General features: G+C 67.5%; 19 protein-coding genes. 15 read left to right on the top strand and 4 right to left on the bottom strand.

The window, feature by feature from the left end:
• The first annotated feature begins 172 nt into the window (after positions 1-172).
• Complete coding sequence (locus DFS13_RS15415; protein WP_006492161.1) at positions 173-514, top strand: hypothetical protein; 342 nt, start codon at positions 173-175, stop codon at positions 512-514.
• A gap of 111 nt (positions 515-625) precedes the next feature.
• Here the strand turns inward: DFS13_RS15415 and metK are convergent, their stop codons facing one another.
• Positions 626-1,813, bottom strand: a complete 1,188-nt coding sequence (metK, locus tag DFS13_RS15410) for a methionine adenosyltransferase (RefSeq protein WP_006482984.1) — start codon at positions 1,811-1,813, stop codon at positions 626-628.
• Positions 1,814-2,078: 265 nt separating this feature from the next.
• Between metK and lpxL the strand changes: the two genes are divergently transcribed.
• From lpxL to hslU, 9 genes are all read left to right on the top strand, one after another.
• Positions 2,079-2,963, top strand: coding sequence for a lauroyl acyltransferase LpxL (gene lpxL / locus DFS13_RS15405; protein WP_006482982.1), 885 nt, complete (start codon positions 2,079-2,081; stop codon positions 2,961-2,963).
• 323 nt (positions 2,964-3,286) lie between these two features.
• A complete protein-coding gene (gene dapF / locus DFS13_RS15395; RefSeq protein WP_111441861.1) occupies positions 3,287-4,156 on the top strand; it encodes a diaminopimelate epimerase in 870 nt (289 codons plus the stop codon).
• A gap of 37 nt (positions 4,157-4,193) precedes the next feature.
• Positions 4,194-4,919: a DUF484 family protein gene (locus tag DFS13_RS15390; RefSeq protein WP_034201232.1), complete on the top strand. Its 726-nt coding sequence runs from the start codon at positions 4,194-4,196 to the stop codon at positions 4,917-4,919.
• A gap of 13 nt (positions 4,920-4,932) precedes the next feature.
• Positions 4,933-5,853 (top strand): tyrosine recombinase XerC, encoded by a 921-nt coding sequence (gene xerC / locus DFS13_RS15385; protein ID WP_006483686.1) that lies wholly within the window; start codon positions 4,933-4,935, stop codon positions 5,851-5,853.
• A 76-nt stretch (positions 5,854-5,929) separates the two neighbouring features.
• Positions 5,930-7,144 (top strand): class I SAM-dependent rRNA methyltransferase, encoded by a 1,215-nt coding sequence (locus DFS13_RS15380; protein WP_111441860.1) that lies wholly within the window; start codon positions 5,930-5,932, stop codon positions 7,142-7,144.
• 96 nt (positions 7,145-7,240) lie between these two features.
• On the top strand, positions 7,241-8,416 hold the full coding sequence (locus DFS13_RS15375; RefSeq protein ID WP_171984008.1) for a GTP-binding protein: 1,176 nt from the start codon (positions 7,241-7,243) through the stop codon (positions 8,414-8,416).
• 494 nt (positions 8,417-8,910) lie between these two features.
• On the top strand, positions 8,911-9,327 hold the full coding sequence (gene dksA, locus DFS13_RS15360) for an RNA polymerase-binding protein DksA (protein WP_006477498.1): 417 nt from the start codon (positions 8,911-8,913) through the stop codon (positions 9,325-9,327).
• 236 nt (positions 9,328-9,563) lie between these two features.
• Entirely contained in the window at positions 9,564-10,100 is a 537-nt protein-coding gene (hslV, locus tag DFS13_RS15355) for an ATP-dependent protease subunit HslV (RefSeq protein ID WP_006483683.1), read from the top strand.
• A gap of 9 nt (positions 10,101-10,109) precedes the next feature.
• Positions 10,110-11,453 carry an ATP-dependent protease ATPase subunit HslU gene (gene hslU / locus DFS13_RS15350; RefSeq protein ID WP_006483681.1) on the top strand — a complete coding sequence of 448 codons (1,344 nt, stop codon included), beginning with the start codon at positions 10,110-10,112 and terminating at the stop codon, positions 11,451-11,453.
• Positions 11,454-11,520: 67 nt separating this feature from the next.
• Here hslU and DFS13_RS15345 read toward each other — a convergent pair whose 3' ends face one another.
• The 3 genes from DFS13_RS15345 to DFS13_RS15335 form a co-directional block, all read right to left on the bottom strand.
• Positions 11,521-12,063 (bottom strand): response regulator transcription factor, encoded by a 543-nt coding sequence (locus DFS13_RS15345; protein WP_006483687.1) that lies wholly within the window; start codon positions 12,061-12,063, stop codon positions 11,521-11,523.
• A 13-nt stretch (positions 12,064-12,076) separates the two neighbouring features.
• A complete protein-coding gene (locus DFS13_RS15340; RefSeq protein WP_006495543.1) occupies positions 12,077-13,507 on the bottom strand; it encodes an ATP-binding protein in 1,431 nt (476 codons plus the stop codon).
• 91 nt (positions 13,508-13,598) lie between these two features.
• Positions 13,599-13,823, bottom strand: coding sequence for a cysteine-rich CWC family protein (locus tag DFS13_RS15335; protein WP_006495544.1), 225 nt, complete (start codon positions 13,821-13,823; stop codon positions 13,599-13,601).
• 293 nt (positions 13,824-14,116) lie between these two features.
• Here DFS13_RS15335 and argB point away from each other — a divergent pair, with 293 nt between their 5' ends.
• From argB to metW, 5 genes are all read left to right on the top strand, one after another.
• Positions 14,117-15,016 carry an acetylglutamate kinase gene (gene argB, locus DFS13_RS15325; RefSeq protein WP_006490510.1) on the top strand — a complete coding sequence of 300 codons (900 nt, stop codon included), beginning with the start codon at positions 14,117-14,119 and terminating at the stop codon, positions 15,014-15,016.
• Entirely contained in the window at positions 15,013-15,804 is a 792-nt protein-coding gene (locus tag DFS13_RS15320; protein WP_006495545.1) for a pyrimidine 5'-nucleotidase, read from the top strand. Before argB ends, DFS13_RS15320 begins: the two co-directional genes overlap by 4 nt.
• Positions 15,771-16,436, top strand: coding sequence for a nucleoid occlusion factor SlmA (gene slmA, locus DFS13_RS15315; protein WP_012492337.1), 666 nt, complete (start codon positions 15,771-15,773; stop codon positions 16,434-16,436). Before DFS13_RS15320 ends, slmA begins: the two co-directional genes overlap by 34 nt.
• A 266-nt stretch (positions 16,437-16,702) precedes the next feature.
• Positions 16,703-17,848 (top strand): homoserine O-acetyltransferase, encoded by a 1,146-nt coding sequence (locus DFS13_RS15305; RefSeq protein ID WP_006484643.1) that lies wholly within the window; start codon positions 16,703-16,705, stop codon positions 17,846-17,848.
• Positions 17,845-18,453, top strand: coding sequence for a methionine biosynthesis protein MetW (gene metW, locus DFS13_RS15300; RefSeq protein ID WP_006484645.1), 609 nt, complete (start codon positions 17,845-17,847; stop codon positions 18,451-18,453). The genes DFS13_RS15305 and metW overlap by 4 nt, the downstream gene beginning before the upstream one ends.
• Positions 18,454-18,560: the final 107 nt, after the last annotated feature.

Genomic DNA, 18,560 nt, shown 5'->3' with positions numbered 1-18,560 from the left:
AGGGTTTATCGCGACTTTTGCCCGTCATGAATCCCCTGTAGCCTGACGCGGCCTGTCAATTCTGGCGGGCGCGGCGCGCAACGGGTTTCGGTAAGATCCGTTGTGCCATCCGAGGCCGTTCATACCAGTGCGCTCTCCAGGGCGCCACCCATACAAGCGAAGCATCGTTCACATGCCATTCCGTCTGACTTCCCGTTTCAACCGCGCTGCGAAGCGCGTCGTGCCGTCCGCTCCTGCCCGCTCGCTGCGCCATCACCGCGCACGCACGCAGGCGCTGGCCGAGCGTACGCACACGCACAGCCGGCTGGACGGCATCCGTGCGTGGTTCCACGCGTTTTTCTCGATGATGAGCGCGCAGGCGTTCGCCCGCCGCGCCGGCCTGCGCTCGCTGCTGCAGAAGCCGTCGTCGCTGCGCGCGCTCGCGCTGCGCCGCACGCTCGGCCCGCAGCGCCGCGTCAACCGCCCGCGCCGCCTTGCCGCGAGCAACGGCTGGTTCGGGTTCGGCGCGCGCTGAGCGAGTGTCTGGCGGGCACGGCCCGCCCCGATCGCCGCCATTGCTTCGACGATCGAAACCCATAAAAAAACCCCGGCTTGGCCGGGGTTTTTCATTTCGGGCGGACGACGCTTACGCGACGCGTGCCGTCGGCTCCACGCCGGCCGCTTCGGCCAGTGCGAGCGCCTTGTCGGTCGCTTCCCACGAGAATTCCGGCTCTTCGCGACCGAAGTGGCCGTAAGCTGCCGTCTTCTCGTAGATCGGGCGCAGCAGGTCGAGCATCTTGATGATGCCCTTCGGACGCAGGTCGAAATGCTCGCGCACGAGCTTCGTGATCACCGCATCCGACACGCGGCCCGTGCCGAACGTGTTGACCATCACCGAGGTCGGCTCGGCCACGCCGATCGCGTACGACACCTGGATCAGCGCGCGCGACGCGAGGCCGGCGGCGACGATGTTCTTCGCGACGTAACGGCCGGCATACGCTGCCGAACGGTCGACCTTCGACGGATCCTTGCCCGAGAACGCGCCGCCGCCGTGCGGTGCGGCGCCGCCGTACGTGTCGACGATGATCTTGCGGCCGGTCAGGCCGCAATCGCCCTGCGGGCCGCCGATCACGAACCGGCCGGTCGGGTTCACGAGGAACTTGATGTCGCCCTTGATCAGGTCGGCCGGCAGCGTCGGCTTGATGATTTCCTCGATCACGGCTTCGCGCAGCGCGGGCAGCTCGATGTCCGGTGCGTGCTGCGTCGACAGCACGACGGTGTCGATCGAATCGGGCTTGCCGTCGACGTAGCGCACGGTGACCTGCGACTTCGCGTCCGGACGCAGCCATTGCAGGCGGCCGTCGCGACGCAGGCTGGCCTGGCGCTCGACGAGGCGGTGCGACAGGTAGATCGGCAGCGGCATCAGTTCCGGCGTTTCGTCGCACGCATAGCCGAACATCAGGCCCTGGTCGCCCGCGCCTTGATCGAGGTTGTCGTCGTGTGCACGATCGACGCCCTGCGCGATGTCCGGCGATTGCTTGTCGTACGCGACGAGCACCGCGCAACCCTTGTAGTCGATGCCGTAGTCGGTGTTGTCGTAGCCGATGCGCTTGATCGTATCGCGCGCGATCTGGATGTAGTCGATGTTGGCCGTCGTGGTGATTTCACCGGCCAGCACGACGAGACCCGTGTTGCACAGCGTTTCCGCCGCAACGCGGGAATATTTGTCTTGCTCGAGGATGGCGTCGAGAATCGCGTCCGAGATTTGGTCCGCGACCTTGTCCGGATGGCCTTCGGAGACGGATTCGGACGTGAAGAGATAATCGTTTGCCACTTTTTCAGGCTCCTGTGTGGTTACGGTTGGTTTCACGTAGCCAGCTTCGTTGGGCCTGAAGCGGCGACGCTTTAGCGGATTACCAGGACCGGGCAGCGCGTGTCGCGCCAACCGGCTTCGCCCCGCAAGTTGTCAGTTAACTCGGCGAAGCCCGTATTATAGCGGCTTTCCTGAATTGTCACAGAGCGCCGCCCGTGCTGCATCTTCCGCTGTCTTACCACCCTGTTCGCAACGTGCCGGCCAGCCGGCCCTACGGAGATTCCGCATGCTAGGCCGCCTCGGCACGCACCTCGCCATCGGCTTGCTGAAGCTGCTCGCCCTGCTGCCGTACGGTCTGACCGCACGGTTCGGCGATGGCCTCGGCTGGCTGCTGTATCAGATCCCCAGCCGGCGAAAGCGCATCGTACATACGAATCTGAAACTCTGCTTCCCGGACTGGAGCGACGAGCGGCGCGAGGAAGTGGCGGGCCAGCATTTCCGTCATGCGATCCGCAGCTACGTCGAGCGCAGCGTGCAGTGGTTCGGCTCGGAGAAGAAGCTCGCGAAGCTGATCCAGGTGGACAGCGCGGTCGATCTCACCGATCCCGACCTGCCGCCGACGCTGTTCCTCGGCCTGCACTTCGTCGGCATCGAGGCCGGTTCGATCTGGCTCAACCGTTCGCTGCACCGCCGCTGCGGATCGCTGTACCAGCCGTTCTCGAACGCGGTGCTCGAGGAAGAGGCGAAGAAGGCGCGCGGGCGCTTCGACGCCGAGATGGTCGGCCGCGCGGACAGCGCGCGCGTCGTGCTGCGCTGGCTGCGCGACCGCAAGCCGGTGATGCTCGGCGCGGACATGGATTACGGGCTGCGCAACTCGACGTTCGTCCCGTTCTTCGGCGTGCCGGCCTGCACGCTGACGGCCGTCGGCCGGCTCGCGAAGACGGGCCGCGCGCAGGTCGTGCCGTTCATCGGCGAGGTGCTGCCGAACTACAAGGGCTATCGTCTGAGGGTATTCAAGCCGTGGGATCACTACCCGACCGGCGACGACGATCTCGACGCGCGGCGGATGAACGAATTCCTCGAGGAGCAGATTCCGCTGATGCCCGAGCAGTATTACTGGGTGCACAAGCGCTTCAAGACGCGCCCGCCCGGCGAGCCGAGCCTGTACTGACCCTGCCGCGAAACATGCGCGGGTGCGCCGTCATGTGCGTGCCTGCGCTCTCGCCGCCTTCGGCGCCCTTTGCGCGCCCGCCTGCCGCACCGCCCCCCTGTCGATCCGGCCGCTCGTCGTTCGCGCGGCCAGTCGGCCAATCGGCAGATTGCGCCCCTTCCATCTGCACGACGGACACGCGGCCCCGCCCGCGCAGGACGCCCCTGTCGGCTGCATGTATCATTTGCGGTTGAGATCAGCACGACGAACGAGGCTGCCCCGGCATGGCCGCCGGCCGTCCGTGTCGTGCCGACCGCCTCGTTCGCCATGGAATTCCGGACCCAGTGAAACTCTCGTTCACCAAGATGCACGGCGCGGGCAACGACTTCGTCGTGCTCGACGGCTATTCGCGCGCGCTGCCGCCGCTCACCGACGCGCAGGTGCGCGCACTCGCCAACCGCCATTTCGGCATCGGCGCCGACCAGTTGCTGCTGGTCGAGAAACCGACCGTCGACGGCGCGGATTTCAAGTACCGGATCTTCAATTGCGACGGCGGCGAGGTCGAGCACTGCGGCAACGGCGCGCGTTGTTTCGTGAAGTTCGTCAGCGACCGCGGCCTGACCGACAAGCGCAGCGTGCGCGTGCAGGTCATGAAGGGCCTGATCACGCTGACGCTGCAGGACAACGGCGAAGTCGTCGTCGACATGGGCGCGCCCGTGTTCGCGCCGGCGCAGGTGCCGTTCGACGCAGCGGGGCTCGACGGCCGCCAGGAAGGCCGCGACACGCTGTGGCCGCTCGACGTCGGCGGCGCGACGCGCTGGATCTCGACGGTGTCGATGGGCAATCCGCACGCCGTGCAGGTCGTCGACGATGCCGAAGCGTATCCGGTGCTGGAAGAAGGCCCGCTGATCGAGCATCATGCGCGCTTCCCGCAGCGCGTGAACGCCGGCTTCATGCAGATCGTGTCGCGCCGCGAAGTGAAGCTGCGCGTGTACGAACGCGGCGCGGGCGAGACGCTCGCGTGCGGCACCGGCGCATGCGCGGCGGTCGCGGCCGGCATCCGGCGCGGCCTGCTCGATTCGCCCGTGACCGTGCACACGCACGGCGGCACGCTGACGATCGGCTGGGACGGCGCGCGCGACGAAGCCGCCGCGCTGATGATGGCCGGCCCCGCCACGACCGTGTTCGAAGGCGAGATCGACCTGAACGCCTGACCCTGCAACGTCCTTGATAACTGAACGCTCCAGCCACATGAACGATCGCGAAGTCGCCGACTACCTGCTCGCCAATCCCGAATTCTTCGCGCAGCACGCCGAGCTGCTCGCGACGATCCGTCTCGCGAACCCGCACGGCAAGGCCGCGATCTCGCTGCAGGAGCGGCAGATGGAGATGCTGCGCGACAAGAACAAGCACCTCGAGCGCCGGCTCGCCGAACTCGTGCGCTACGGCCACGAGAACGACAGCCTGTCCGCGAAATTCAGCCGCTGGACCGCGCGCGTGATCGCGGAGCGCGATCCGTACGCGCTGCCGCGCACGATCGCCGACGGCATCGCCGACGTGTTCGACGTGCCGCAGACGGCGCTGCGCGTGTGGGACGTCGCCGACACCTACGCGCAAGCCGACTTCGCGCGCCAGGTCGGCGAGGAAGTGCGCCTGTTCACGAACGGCCTGTCGACGCCGTACTGCGGCGCGAACACGGGCTTCGAAGCCGCCCAGTGGCTCGCGCCCGCGCTCGCCGCCCCGGCCGCGAGCGCCGCGGAAGGCACCGAAGCCGCGCCGGCCGGCGACGGCTCGGCCGCGTCGGTCGCACTGCTCGCGCTGCGCGCGCCGCTCGCCGGCAGCGATGCACCCGCGTTCGGCCTGCTGGTCCTCGGTTCGCCCGATCCGCGCCGCTTCCACGACGGGATGGCCACCGACTTCCTCGCACAGATCGCGACGCTCGCGAGCGCCGCGCTCACGCGCCTGCTGCCGCACTGATCCGCCGCACGCGATGACCGACGATCCGATCGCCGCCTACCTGTCGAACCTGAAGCACGTCAGGCAGCTGTCGGAACACACGCTGCGCGCGTACACGCACGAACTCGACGAACTGAAGAAGCTCGCGGCCGGCCGGCCGCTCGACGCGCTAACCGCCGCCGACATGCGCGGCGCGGTCGCCCGCGCGCATGCGGGCGGGCTGTCCGCGCGCTCGATCTCGCACCGGCTCTCCGCGTGGCGCGCGTTCTACCGCTGGCTCGCGCAACGCATCGAGATGCCCGCGAACCCGGTGGCCGCGGTGCGCGCGCCGAAGCGCCCAAAAACGCTGCCGAAGGCGCTGTCGGTCGACGACGCATCCGCGCTGATGGACGCGCCGCTCGCCGGCACGACCGAAGGCATCCGCGATCACGCGATCCTCGAGCTGTTCTATTCGTCGGGGCTGCGCCTCGCCGAGCTGATCGGGCTCGACGTGACGTACACGCAGGCCGACGGCTACCGCTCGGCCGGCTGGCTCGATCTCGCCGAAGCCGAAGTCACCGTGCGCGGCAAGGGCAACAAGGAGCGCAAGGTGCCGGTCGGCCGCAAGGCGATCGACGCACTGAACGCGTGGCTCGCGGTGCGCGGCGAATTCGTGAAGCACGATCCGCATCCGCTGTTCGTGTCGGTGCGCGGCAACCGGATGTCGCCGGGCGTCGTGCGCGAGCGCGTGAAGCGCGCGGCGCTCGCCGCCGGCATCCCCGCCAACGTCCACCCGCACGTGTTGCGCCACTCGTTCGCGACGCACGTGCTGCAGTCGAGCGGCGACCTGCGCGCGGTGCAGGAACTGCTCGGCCACGCGAGCGTCGCCGCGACGCAGGTCTATACGTCGCTCGACTTCCAGCATCTCGCGAAGATTTACGACAGCGCGCATCCGCGCGCGAAGAAGCGCGACTGACGCGCGTCCCGTGTTACCCGCCACGCGCGGCGGCCGGCATCGGCCGGCGCCGCGCCCGGCCCATTTCGATCTCATCATGCAAACCGTCACCCTCAAGCCGTCCAAGGAAAAATCGCTGCTGCGCCGCCATCCGTGGATCTACGCCAATGCGATCGACCGCGTCGACGGCAAGCCCGCGCCCGGCGCGACCGTGCTCGTGCGCGCGCACGACGGCCGCTTCCTCGCGCGCGGCGCGTACAGCCCGCAGTCGCAGATCCGCGTGCGGGTGTGGAGCTTCGACGAGCACGAGCCGATCGATCACGCGTTCTTCAAGCGCCGCGTGCAGCGCGCGGTCGCGCACCGCACGACGATGGTGTCGGGCACGGGCGCGGTGCGGCTCGTGTTCGGCGAAGCCGACGGGCTGCCGGGGCTGATCGTCGACTACTACGTCGCGGACACCGCCGAGGCCGGCGCCGCGCCGCGCGGCCAGCTCGTCTGCCAGTTCATGGCCGCGGGCGTCGAAGCGTGGAAGGACGCGATCGTCGCGGCGCTCACCGGCGCGACCGGCTGCCCGAACGCGTACGAGCGCTCGGACGTGTCGATCCGCGACAAGGAAGGGCTCGAACAGACGACCGGCGTGCTGGCCGGCGACGCGCCGCCCGCGACGCTGATCTCGAACGAAAACGGCGTGCGCTATCACGTCGACGTGCCGAACGGCCACAAGACGGGCTTCTACGTCGACCAGCGCGACAACCGCGCGCTCGTCGCGCAGTACGCGGCCGACCGCGACGTGCTGAACTGCTTCTGCTACACCGGCGGCTTCTCGCTCGCGGCGCTCAAGGGCGGCGCGAAACGCGTCGTGTCGATCGACTCGTCGGGCGATGCGCTCGCGCTCGCGCAGCAAAACGTCGTCGCCAACGGCTTCGACGCCGAACGCGCGACCTGGCTCGACGCCGATGCGTTCAAGACGCTACGCCGCCTCGTCGACGAAGGCGAACGATTCGACCTGATCGTGCTCGATCCGCCGAAGTTCGCGCCGACCCGCGACAGCGTCGATCGCGCGGCGCGCGCGTACAAGGACATCAACCTGAGCGGTTTCAGGCTGCTGCGTCCGGGCGGCCTGCTGTTCACGTACTCGTGCTCGGGCGCGATCGACATGGACCTGTTCCAGAAGATCGTCGCGGGCGCGGCCGCCGACGCGAAGGTCGACGCGCGAATCCTGAAGCGGCTCGGCGCGGGCGTCGATCATCCGCTGCTCGCCGCGTTCCCGGAAGGCGAATATCTGAAGGGCCTGCTGTTGCAAATCGTCTGATCGCCCCGATCTTGGCGGACACCCGGTCCGCCAGCTCCGCCTGTCGGGCCGCGCCTCGCCCCTGTCGTCCGGACGATGGGCGGGGGCTTGACAGGTATGTTTCAATGGATGGTTGTGCGCCCCGGCTCGCAGCGCGAGGGCGCGACGCACATCCTGGTTTTGACCCCGATTCACGAACCACAGGCGACCGACATGGCCACTCCCGTCACCATCCTTACCGGCTTCCTCGGCAGCGGCAAGACGACGCTGCTCAAGCGCATCCTGAACGAACAGCACGGCATGAAGATCGCCGTGATCGAGAACGAGTTCGGCGAAGAGAACATCGACAACGAAATCCTCGTGCAGGATTCGAACGAGCAGATCATCCAGATGAGCAACGGCTGCATCTGCTGCACGATCCGCGGCGACCTCGCCCGCGCGCTCGGCGATCTGGCCGCGAAGAAGCGCGAAGGCAAGCTCGACTTCGACCGCATCGTGATCGAGACGACCGGCCTCGCGAACCCGGGCCCCGTCGCACAAACGTTCTTCATCGACAGCGAAATTGCCGACGATTTCCTGCTCGACGCGGTCATCACGCTGGTCGACGCGAAGCACGCGAACGCGCAGCTCGACGAACACGAAGTGGTGCAGCGCCAGGTCGGTTTCGCCGACCGCCTGTTCATCACGAAGTCGGACCTCGTCGACGACCAGACCGTCGCGGGCCTCAAGCACCGCCTGATGCACATGAACCCGAAGGCCGCGATCAAGGTCGTGAATTTCGGCGAAGCGGACATCAAGGAAATCTTCGACCTGCGCGGCTTCAACCTGAACGCGAAGCTCGAGATCGATCCCGATTTCCTCGCCGAGGACGATCACGCGCACCACCACCACGATCACGACCATGATCACGATCACGCGAATTGCGACCACGATCACGGCCAATGCGCGCACGATCACGACCACGGCCACCACAACCATCACCACGCGCACCACGACGACAAGATCAAGTCGTTCGTGTACCGCAACGACCGCCCGTTCGATCCGAACAAGCTGGAAGACTTCCTCGGCGGCATCCTGCAGATCTACGGCGAGCGCATGCTGCGCTACAAGGGCGTGCTGTACATGAAGGGCGTCGACCGCAAGGTCGTGTTCCAGGGCGTGCACCAGATGATGGGCAGCGACCTCGCGGCGAAGTGGCTGCCGGTCGAGAAGAAAACCAACAAGATGGTGTTCATCGGCGTCGACCTGCCGCAGGACCTGATCACCGACGGCCTCGACGCCTGCCTCGCCTGACCCGCGCGGGCGCCTGCCGCACCCCGCTGCCGGCCGCCTTCGCAGGCGGCTGCGGCAGCCGCGCGACGCCTTTTCCGGGCAGGGTTTCGCCGTCATCGCTTTTTCGCGATTTGCGCGTTATATTTTCTAGATATTGGCGCGGCCGACGGGGATCGACCCGATACGGCGGCCGCTTGCGATTCAGTTACAATACGTGCCCGCTGGAGTACGGCAACAAACAGGCCCGGTTCTTGCTGAACCAGTTTTCCGGGCATCGCAACCGCGCCGGATCGCCCATCCGCCTCCCGGCCGCGGCCGATGCGATCTGCCGCGCAGCACACCGGTTCGCAGCGCGCGCAAATCCGCGCCAGGCCTATCCTGGTATTTGAGAACCGGTTTTCCAGAGGCTTTCGGCCCCGCGGCGGCAAATCGCAAATGATTGCAAGCGCGGTTGCGGGTAATCCCAAAGTGCAGGCAATATCTCTTGATTTGCCGCACATTGAAGAAGCAAGCAGATGACGAAGAAACTCTTGACCGAAGCCGAAATCCTGAAGATGAGCGACAAGGATTACATGAATGAGGATCAGCTCGCCTTCTTCAAAAATCGGCTCGAACAGTTGCAGGCGGACATCCTCAAGAATGCAGGCCAGACGACCGAGAACCTGCGCGAGACGGTGATCGTTCCCGATCCCGCCGACCGCGCGACGATCGAGGAAGAGCACGCGCTCGAGCTGCGTACGCGCGATCGCGAACGCAAGCTCCTCAAGAAGGTTCAGCAGTCGCTCGCCCGCATCGATTCCGGCGATTACGGCTGGTGTGAGGAAACCGGCGAGCCGATCGGCATTCCGCGCCTGCTCGCGCGTCCGACCGCCACGCTGTCGCTCGAGGCGCAGGAGCGCCGCGAGCTGCGCCAGAAGCTGTTCGGCGACTGATCGAGCGGTATTCCGCTCAGACACGCTGCTTCCCGAAAGCGCGCGGCCTGCCGCGCGCTTTTTGTTTTCCGGCACCGGTTCCCGGCTGCCGGCCGATTTGCCTCCCCCTCTTGATATCCCGGCGCCCGCCCTAAAATGAAACGGACGCGCGCCGGGCCGCTCCCCGGCGCACTGCGGATTCACGCGGCGGCGCGTCGCGCCGCCCGACTCTTCCCCGTTTTTCTCAAGGAACGCAGATGGAGCAATTTCACGGCACGACCATCGTTTCGGTCCGGCGCGGCGACAAGGTCGCGCTCGGCGGCGACGGCCAGGTAACCCTCGGCAACATCGTCATGAAGGGTGGCGCGCGGAAAGTGCGGCGGATCTACAACAACCAGGTACTGGTCGGATTCGCGGGCGGCACCGCCGATGCGTTCTCGCTGCTCGACCGCTTCGAGGCGAAGCTCGAGAAGCACCAGGGCAACCTGACCCGCGCGGCCGTCGAGCTCGCAAAGGACTGGCGCACCGACCGGATGCTGCGCCGCCTCGAGGCGATGCTGATCACGGCCGATGCCACCACCACGCTCGTGATCACCGGCAACGGCGACGTGCTCGACCCCGAAGGCGGCATCTGCGCGATCGGCTCGGGCGGCGCGTACGCGCAGGCCGCGGCCCGCGCGCTCGTCGAGAACACCGACCTGTCACCGCGCGAAATCGTCGAGAAGTCGCTCGGGATCGCCGGCGACATGTGCATCTACACGAACCACAACCGCATCATCGAAACGATCGAGTAAGGACACCCCATGAGCACCATGACCCCTGCCGAGATCGTCTCGGAACTCGACAAGCACATCATCGGCCAGGCGAAGGCGAAGAAGGCCGTCGCCGTCGCGCTGCGCAATCGCTGGCGCCGCCAGCAGGTCGCCGACCCGCTGCGCCAGGAAATCACGCCGAAGAACATCCTGATGATCGGGCCGACGGGCGTCGGCAAGACCGAAATCGCGCGCCGCCTCGCGAAGCTCGCCGACGCGCCGTTCATCAAGATCGAAGCGACCAAGTTCACCGAAGTCGGCTACGTCGGCCGCGACGTCGACAGCATCGTGCGCGACCTGATCGAGATCTCGGTCAAGCAGACGCGTGAAGCCGAAATGCGCAAGGTGCGCAGCAAGGCGACCGACCAGGCGGAAGACCGCATCCTCGACATCCTGCTGCCGCAACCGCGCGCGGTGGGCTTCGGCGGCAACGCCGAGCACGCGAACGACGACAACAACGCGACGCGCCAGACCTTCCGCAAGCGCCTGCGCGAAGGTCAGCTCGACGACAAGGAAGTCGAGCTCGACCTCGAGCAGCCGTCGGTCGGCATGGACATCATGGCGCCGCCGGGGATGGAAGAGATGACCGAGCAGATTCGCTCGATGTTCTCGAACCTCGGCAGCGGCAAGAAGCAGCGCCGCAAGGTGAAGATCAAGGAAGCGCTGAAGCTGCTGACCGACGAGGAAGCGGCGAAGATGCTGAACGAAGAGGAAGTGAAGACGAAGGCCGTGCAGAACGTCGAGCAGAACGGCATCGTGTTCCTCGACGAGATCGACAAGATCACGTCGCGCAACAACGAAGGCAGCGGCGGCGAAGTGTCGCGCCAGGGCGTGCAGCGCGACCTGCTGCCGCTCGTCGAAGGCACGACGGTCAACACGAAGTACGGGATGGTGAAGACCGATCACATCCTGTTCATCGCCAGCGGCGCGTTCCACCTCGCGAAACCGAGCGACCTGATTCCCGAACTGCAGGGCCGCTTCCCGATCCGCGTCGAGCTCGATTCGCTGTCGGTGAACGACTTCGAGGCAATCCTCGTCGCGACCGACGCGAGCCTCGTCAAGCAGTACCAGGCGCTGCTCGCGACCGAAGACGTGCAGCTCGAATTCGCCGACGACGGCATCCGGCGCCTCGCCGAGATCGCGTTCGCGGTCAACGAGAAAACCGAGAACATCGGCGCGCGCCGGCTGTACACGGTGATCGAGAAGCTGCTCGAGGAAGTGTCGTTCTCGGCGGGCAACCACGCCGGCGAGCGCGTGACGATCGACGCGAAGTATGTCGACCGCGCGCTCGGCGAAGTGTCGCAGGACGAAGACCTGTCGCGCTACGTGCTGTAACGCGCGCGGCGCCGGATGAGAAGCGGGCGGCCCCTTCGGGGGTCGCCCGTTTTCGTTGGTGCGCCGCTTACTGCCGCACCGGCTTCTTCGCGAGCTTGCGCTGCAGCGTGCGGCGGTGCATGTTCAGCGCGCGCGCGGTCGCCGAGATGTTGTTGTTGTTCTCGGCCAGCACGCGCTGGATGTGCTCCCATTCGAGCCGGTCCACCGACAGCACGACCGGATTCTCGAGCGCTTCTTCGGCCTGCACTTCGGTCGCGTTGGTCTGCAGCGCGGCCAGGATCGACTCGACGTTCGCCGGCTTCGCGAGATAGTTGTCGGCGCCTTCCTTCACGGCCTGCACGGCGGTCGCGATGCTCGCGTAGCCGGTCAGCACGAGAATGCGCGCATCGGGCTGCAGGTCGCACAACGGTGCGATCAGGCTCAGCCCCGAATCCTCGCCGAGATGCAGGTCGACGGTGATGAACTGGAACTTGCCGCCCGCGGCGAGCCGGAGCGCCGCCTCCTTGTCGTGCGCCTGCTGGACCGCGTAACCGCGGCGCTCGAGGCCGCGCGCGAGCGTGCCCGCGAACACCTCGTTGTCGTCGATCACCAGGAAATTGTTCTCGCTCATGGGGTTTCTCCGTCTACGTGTTGGTTGAGGCCGCCGGCATCGCGACGCGCACGACCGGCAGGCGCAGCACGGCCCGCGTGCCGCGCCCGGCCGCGGCGCCGGCCGGGCGGCTGTCCGGCGTGCCGGCTGGCCGTTCGGCTGCCGGTGCACCCGTGCGTGATCCCGCGCGTTGTCCCGAGGCCGCCGCCGCGTGGCCATTTGCCGCACCGCCGGCCCGCCCGTTGCCGCCCGCTGCGCGCGGCGTGACATCGGACAGTTCGATCTCGCCGCCGAGTCGCGCGGCCGCACTGAACGCGAGATACAGGCCGACACCGTGCCCGCCCTGCGTGCTGTCGACCGGCATCGCGCCGAGCGATTCGCGCAGCGCGGCCGGAATGCCCGGCCCATCGTCGCATACCTCGAATTCGATTTCGTCGGCCGCGCGATCGTGCGCGACCTTCGCGGCGAGCGTCACGCGCTGCGGGCTCGCGCGCGCGGCGTTGTCGAGCAGGATCGTCAGGATCTGGCCGGCCGCGACCGTATCGTCGAGCGCGACGCCGGCCGGGCGCGCGCCGAGCAGTTCGAACTGCACGTGCGGATGCCGCAGGCGCCAGTGCTCGACGAACGTGTCGAGCCAGTCGTCCACCGGCTGGCGGCTCGCCGGCGCGCTCGCGCGGCTGCGCAGGCGCGCGAGCGCCGACGTGCACAGCGTCATCTGTTCCTCGAGCACCTTCAGGTCGGCCTCGTAGCGCGCCAGCCCAGGATCGGCGCGCGCCGCGTCGCGCAACTCCTCGGCGAGCATCGCGATCGTCGACAGCGGCGTGCCCATTTCATGCGCGACGGTGGCGGCCTGCACGCCGAGCGCGACGGCCCGCTCGTCGCGCAGCAGATGCGCCTGCGCCTCGCCGAGCGCCGCGTCGCGCTGGCGCAGCGCATTCGACATGCGCGCGACGAACCACGCGATCAGCCCGACGCTGACCATGAAGTTCGCCCACATTCCGGTACGGTAGTAATCGAACAGGTTCGCCGGGTTATCCATGTTGAGCGGCACCGAGTCGAAGCCGAGCGCCGCGTAGCAGGCGACCGCGAACGCCGCGAGCCAGATCATCAGGTGCCACGGCAGCACGGCCGCCGCGATCGCGAGCGACGGCAGGTACAGCGACACGAACGGGTTGGTCGTCCCGCCCGACAGGAACAGCAGCGCGGACAGCGCGCCGAGGTCGACCCACAGCTGGCCGAGCAGCTCGAAATTGGTCTCGGGCCGCGCACGCAGCACACGCACCCAGGTCAGCGCGTTGAAAACGATTTCGAGCGCGATGACCATCAGCATCGCCGGCAACGGCAGATGCACGCCGAAATAGGTCTGCACGACGCCGATCGTCACGAGCTGGCCGATGATCGCGAGATTACGGAGCCAGAACAGGTGACTGAGGTTGACGCGCCCGGTGGTGGTGATTCGTTGCATCCGAGCAGTTTACCCGTTTAGCGCCCGGCGCCTCTAGCGGGGCCGGATCGGCGCACGCGAACGGACGAGGCGCGTGCGTGGCGCGGCACCGTCAACCGGCCGCGCCGGCCATGCGCTGCGCAATCTCGTCGGCCAGGCACTCGGGGCACCGGCACCGCGCGCCGGCCGCGGGCGGCGTACCGCCGGGCGGCACCGGCATCGACGCGCACCAGCAGTCGAACGGCTGCGTGTGCGCGCCGCAGTCGAAGCCGCGCCCGCAGCGCGGGCAGCGCGCACGGCGCGGAGCGGAACGGGCGTCGGCGGCGGAATCGGTCATGGCGCAATCGCGGAAGCGGGCGGGACATCGCCCCACGCGACAAGCATAGCGCGGCGGCCGGATTTTGCACGTCGGCCGCCTGGCCAGGCTCCACCGCAAACGCGCGCGCGCCAGCCCGCCGGTGCCGCCCGCGCGGCGCCGCCCGAATCGCGCCGCGCCATAGCCGGCGGGCCGCCGCGTGCGATGCCGCGGCGCGCCGCCGGTGTTCCGATCGGCCCAAAAACCCGATGCTGCGCTGCGCCACTCCTGTACAATTCGGCCTGTTTCAACCGTTCCCAGCCAGAGCCGCCGCCATGTCCGAGCCCATCGACCTCTCGCAGATCGCCCCCACGCTGAAAGCAGAAATCCTCGCGGAGGCGCTGCCGTACATCCGTCGTTACCACGGCAAGACCGTGGTCATCAAATACGGCGGCAACGCGATGACGGAAGAGCGGCTCAAGCAGGGCTTCGCGCGCGACGTGATCCTGCTGAAACTGGTCGGCATCAATCCGGTGATCGTCCACGGCGGCGGTCCGCAGATCGATCACGCGCTGAAGAAGATCGGCAAGGCCGGCACCTTCATCCAGGGCATGCGCGTCACCGACGAAGAGACGATGGAAGTCGTCGAATGGGTGCTGGGCGGCGAAGTGCAGCAGGACATCGTGATGCTGATCAACCACTTCGGCGGCCACGCGGTGGGCCTGACGGGCAAGGACGGCGGCCTGATCCACGCGCGCAAGCTGCTGATGCCGGACCGCGACAACCCGGGCCAGTACATCGATATCGGCCAGGTCGGCGAAGTCGAGGCGATCAATCCGGCGGTCGTGAAGGCGCTGCAGGACGACGCGTTCATCCCGGTGATCTCGCCGATCGGCTTCGGTGAAGACGGCCTGTCGTACAACATCAACGCGGATCTGGTCGCGGGCAAGCTCGCCACGGTGCTGAACGCCGAGAAACTGCTGATGATGACCAACATCCCGGGCGTGATGGACAAGGACGGCAACCTGCTGACCGACCTGTCCGCGCGCGAGATCGACGCGCTGTTCGAGGACGGCACGATCTCCGGCGGCATGCTGCCGAAGATCTCGTCGGCGCTCGACGCCGCGAAGAGCGGCGTGAAGTCGGTGCACATCGTCGACGGCCGGATCGAGCATTCGGTGCTGCTGGAAATCCTGACCGAGCAGCCGTTCGGCACGATGATCCGCTCGCATTGAGCGCGCGCCGCCCGCCTGCCCGCCCCGACCTGCCGGCCCCGCTGCGGCGCCGGCGCATCTCGCGCAGCCGGCCGCGCGCCGGCGCGCCGGTCTGGTTGTTCGATCTGGACAACACGCTGCACCACGCATCGCATGCGATCTTTCCCGAGATCAACCGTGCGATGACGCAATACATCATCGACGCGCTGCAGGTCGGGCGCGCCGAAGCCGACCGCCTGCGCACCGGCTACACCGAGCGCTACGGCGCCGCGCTGCTCGGTCTCACGCGCCATCACCCGATCGACCCGCACGATTTCCTGCGCGTGGTCCACACGTTTTCCGACCTGCCCGCGATGGTGCGGGCCGAGCGCGGCCTCGCGCGGATCGTCGCCGCGCTACCGGGCCGCAAGCTGATCCTGACCAACGCGCCGGAAAACTATGCGCGCGCGGTGCTGCGCGAGCTGGGCATCGAGCGGCTGTTCGAGCGCGTGATCGCGATCGAGCACATGCGCGACCGCCGCACGTGGCGCGCGAAGCCCGATCACACGATGCTGCGCCGGACGCTGCGCGCCGCGCACGCACGGCTCGCCGACGCGATCCTCGTCGAGGATACGCGCGGCCACCTGAAACGCTACAAGCGTCTGGGCATCGGCACGATATGGATCACCGGCCACTTGCCCGGCCATCTGCCGGCGACCGGACGTCCGCATTATGTCGACCAGCGCATTCGTTCGTTAAAATCGCTGCGACTGGGCACACGATCGGGGCGACAAAAATGCAGCCGACTTACCCGCAGGACCAAGCCGTAACGGAAGGCCAGGCCACACCCTCGCGCCCGCGCCCGAAGCCAGGCGAGCGCCGCGTCATGATCCTGCAGACGCTCGCGGCGATGCTCGAGGCCCCGAAACCCGAGAAAATCACCACCGCCGCGCTCGCGGCCCGGCTCGACGTGTCGGAGGCCGCGCTGTATCGGCACTTCACCAGCAAGGCGAAGATGTACGAAGGGTTGATCGAGTTCATCGAACAGGCGCTGTTCGGGCTCGTCAACCAGATCGTCGCGAAAGAGCCGAACGGCGTGCTGCAGGCCCGCACGATCGCGTTGACGATGCTCAATTTCGCCGCGAAGAACCCCGGCATGACGCGCGTGCTGACCGGCGAGGCGCTGGTCGGCGAGGACGAGCGGCTCACCGAGCGCGTGAACCAGCTGCTCGACCGGATCGAGGCGACCGTCAAGCAATGCCTGCGCGTCGCGCGTACCGAGGCGAATGCGCCGCAGGACGGCGCGACGCCGTTCGTGCTGCCCGCCGACTACGATCCCGGCGCCCGCGCGAGCCTGCTCGTCAGCTACGTGATCGGCCGGTGGCATCGGTTCGCGAAAGGCGGGTTCCAGAAGCCGCCGGGCGAGCAGGCCGATGCGCATCTGCGGCTGATCCTGCAGTGACCGACGCATGACGGCGCGCCCCGCCATGCGCCCGAATCCGGGCCTCGCAATTTCCGCTATACTTTGCCGACTGTCGCCCCACGGGCGGCAGGTCGGAAGCGCGCCGATTTGCTGACTCGATTGCGGGCGCGCGAACCGGCCGGGGCGTGGCTGTGTGTTCGCCCTGGCGGTTCACTACAAATGCGGCTAAAGAGGTCGTCAGCCGCGCACCTTCGCCTCCGCGCCTCGCCGACACCATTTAGCCGCCCAGTCATAAGGCGGAACGAATGGAATCGATCGGCATCGTCGCTCCACAGACCATGCACTTCGCCGAACCGCTGCGCTTGCAAAGCGGCAGCGTGATCGGCAACTATCAGCTCGTCGTCGAGACGTACGGCGAGCTCAACGCCGCACGCTCGAACGCGGTGCTCGTCTGCCACGCGCTCAACGCGTCGCACCACGTCGCCGGTGTCTACGCGGACGATCCGCGCAGCACCGGCTGGTGGGACAACATGGTCGGCCCGGGCAAGCCGCTCGACACCAACCGCTTCTTCGTGATCGGCGTGAACAACCTCGGCTCGTGTTTCGGCTCGACCGGCCCGATGAGCATCGATCCGTCGACCGGCAAGCCGTACGGCGCGAAGTTCCCGGTGGTCACCGTCGAGGACTGGGTGCATGCGCAGGCGCGCGTCGCCGACGCGTTCGGCATCGAGCGCTTCGCCGCGGTGATGGGCGGCAGCCTCGGCGGCATGCAGGCGCTCGCGTGGAGCCTGATGTATCCGGAACGCGTCGCGCACTGCATCGACATCGCGTCGACGCCGAAGCTGTCCGCGCAGAACATCGCATTCAACGAGGTCGCGCGCTCGGCGATCCTGTCCGATCCCGATTTCCACGGCGGCGACTACTACGCGCATGGCGTGAAGCCGAAGCGCGGCCTGCGCGTCGCGCGGATGATCGGCCACATCACGTACCTGTCCGACGACGACATGGCCGAGAAATTCGGCCGGGCGCTGCGCCGCGCCGACGGCGCGCTCGACGCGTACAACTTCAGCTTCGACGTCGAGTTCGAGGTCGAGTCGTACCTGCGCTACCAGGGCGACAAGTTCGCCGACTACTTCGACGCGAACACCTACCTGCTGATCACGCGCGCGCTCGACTACTTCGATCCGGCGAAGGCGTTCGACGGCAACCTGACGGCCGCGCTCGCGCACACGCAGGCGAAGTACCTGATCGCGAGCTTCTCGACCGACTGGCGCTTCGCGCCCGCGCGCTCGCGCGAGATCGTGAAGGCGCTGCTCGACAACAAGCGCACGGTCAGCTACGCGGAAATCGATGCGCCGCACGGCCACGATGCGTTCCTGCTCGACGATGCGCGTTATCACAACCTGATCCGCGCGTATTACGAACGAATCGCCAACGAGGTAGGAGCATGAACCAGCAAGCGCTGAATTCCCTGTCCGCGCGCGCGGACTTCCGCGCGATCGCGCGCTGGGTCGAGCCGCGTGCGACCGTGCTCGACCTCGGCTGCGGCGACGGCTCGCTGCTGTCGCTGCTGATGGAAGAGCTGGACGTCACCGGCTACGGGATCGAGCTGAACGACGCGGGCGTGCTCGCGAGCACGAAGAACGGCATCAACGTGATCCAGCAGAACCTCGAGGACGGCCTGCGCCTGTTCGAGGACCACAGCTTCGACATCGCGATCCTGTCGCAGACGCTGCAGACGATTCACCAGACCGCCGCGATCCTGCGCGAAACCGCGCGGGTCGGGCGCGAATGCATCGTGTCGTTCCCGAACTTCGGCTACTGGGCGCACCGGCTGTCGGTGCTGCGCGGCCGCATGCCGGTGTCGAAGTCGCTGCCTTACCAGTGGCACAACACGCCGAACGTGCGGGTGCTGACGATCAAGGATTTCGAGGCGCTCGCGCCCGAGGTCGGCGTCACGATTCTCGACCGCATCGTGCTGCACGAAGGCCAGCCGATTCGATGGGGAGCGAACTGGCGTGGTAGTCTTGCTGTCTACCGCGTCAAGCGCAGCTGAGCCGGGGGGCCGTTGACGGAAGCTCCGGTCCGCACGCGCGAGCGGTCGCCCCTCGTGCGCCGCTCGCGCCGCCTGCGCTGCCGCCGCCATCAGTCAACGCTACCCAG

The sequence above is a fragment of the Burkholderia sp. 28_3 genome, from assembly GCF_003253915.1.
Classification (GTDB): Bacteria; Pseudomonadota; Gammaproteobacteria; order Burkholderiales; family Burkholderiaceae; genus Burkholderia; species Burkholderia cenocepacia.
The sequence above is the reverse complement of the archived record's forward strand: the minus strand, read 5'-3'. Positions and strand labels throughout refer to the sequence as shown.

Excerpts from the sequence above, each read along its gene's own strand:
- DFS13_RS15415 (WP_006492161.1), top strand. The coding sequence starts at position 173 with ATGCCATTCCGTCTGACTTCCCGTTTCAACCGCGCTGCGAAGCGCGTC.
- DFS13_RS15335 (WP_006495544.1), bottom strand. The coding sequence starts at position 13,823 with ATGACCGATTCCGCCGCCGACGCCCGTTCCGCTCCGCGCCGTGCGCGC.
- hslU (WP_006483681.1), top strand. The coding sequence starts at position 10,110 with ATGAGCACCATGACCCCTGCCGAGATCGTCTCGGAACTCGACAAGCAC.
- DFS13_RS15375 (WP_171984008.1), top strand. The coding sequence starts at position 7,241 with ATGTTTCAATGGATGGTTGTGCGCCCCGGCTCGCAGCGCGAGGGCGCG.
- hslV (WP_006483683.1), top strand. The coding sequence starts at position 9,564 with ATGGAGCAATTTCACGGCACGACCATCGTTTCGGTCCGGCGCGGCGAC.
- DFS13_RS15345 (WP_006483687.1), bottom strand. The coding sequence starts at position 12,063 with ATGAGCGAGAACAATTTCCTGGTGATCGACGACAACGAGGTGTTCGCG.
- lpxL (WP_006482982.1), top strand. The coding sequence starts at position 2,079 with ATGCTAGGCCGCCTCGGCACGCACCTCGCCATCGGCTTGCTGAAGCTG.
- xerC (WP_006483686.1), top strand. The coding sequence starts at position 4,933 with ATGACCGACGATCCGATCGCCGCCTACCTGTCGAACCTGAAGCACGTC.
- DFS13_RS15390 (WP_034201232.1), top strand. The coding sequence starts at position 4,194 with ATGAACGATCGCGAAGTCGCCGACTACCTGCTCGCCAATCCCGAATTC.
- DFS13_RS15380 (WP_111441860.1), top strand. The coding sequence starts at position 5,930 with ATGCAAACCGTCACCCTCAAGCCGTCCAAGGAAAAATCGCTGCTGCGC.
- argB (WP_006490510.1), top strand. The coding sequence starts at position 14,117 with ATGTCCGAGCCCATCGACCTCTCGCAGATCGCCCCCACGCTGAAAGCA.
- DFS13_RS15340 (WP_006495543.1), bottom strand. The coding sequence starts at position 13,507 with ATGCAACGAATCACCACCACCGGGCGCGTCAACCTCAGTCACCTGTTC.
- dksA (WP_006477498.1), top strand. The coding sequence starts at position 8,911 with ATGACGAAGAAACTCTTGACCGAAGCCGAAATCCTGAAGATGAGCGAC.
- slmA (WP_012492337.1), top strand. The coding sequence starts at position 15,771 with ATGCAGCCGACTTACCCGCAGGACCAAGCCGTAACGGAAGGCCAGGCC.
- metW (WP_006484645.1), top strand. The coding sequence starts at position 17,845 with ATGAACCAGCAAGCGCTGAATTCCCTGTCCGCGCGCGCGGACTTCCGC.
- DFS13_RS15305 (WP_006484643.1), top strand. The coding sequence starts at position 16,703 with ATGGAATCGATCGGCATCGTCGCTCCACAGACCATGCACTTCGCCGAA.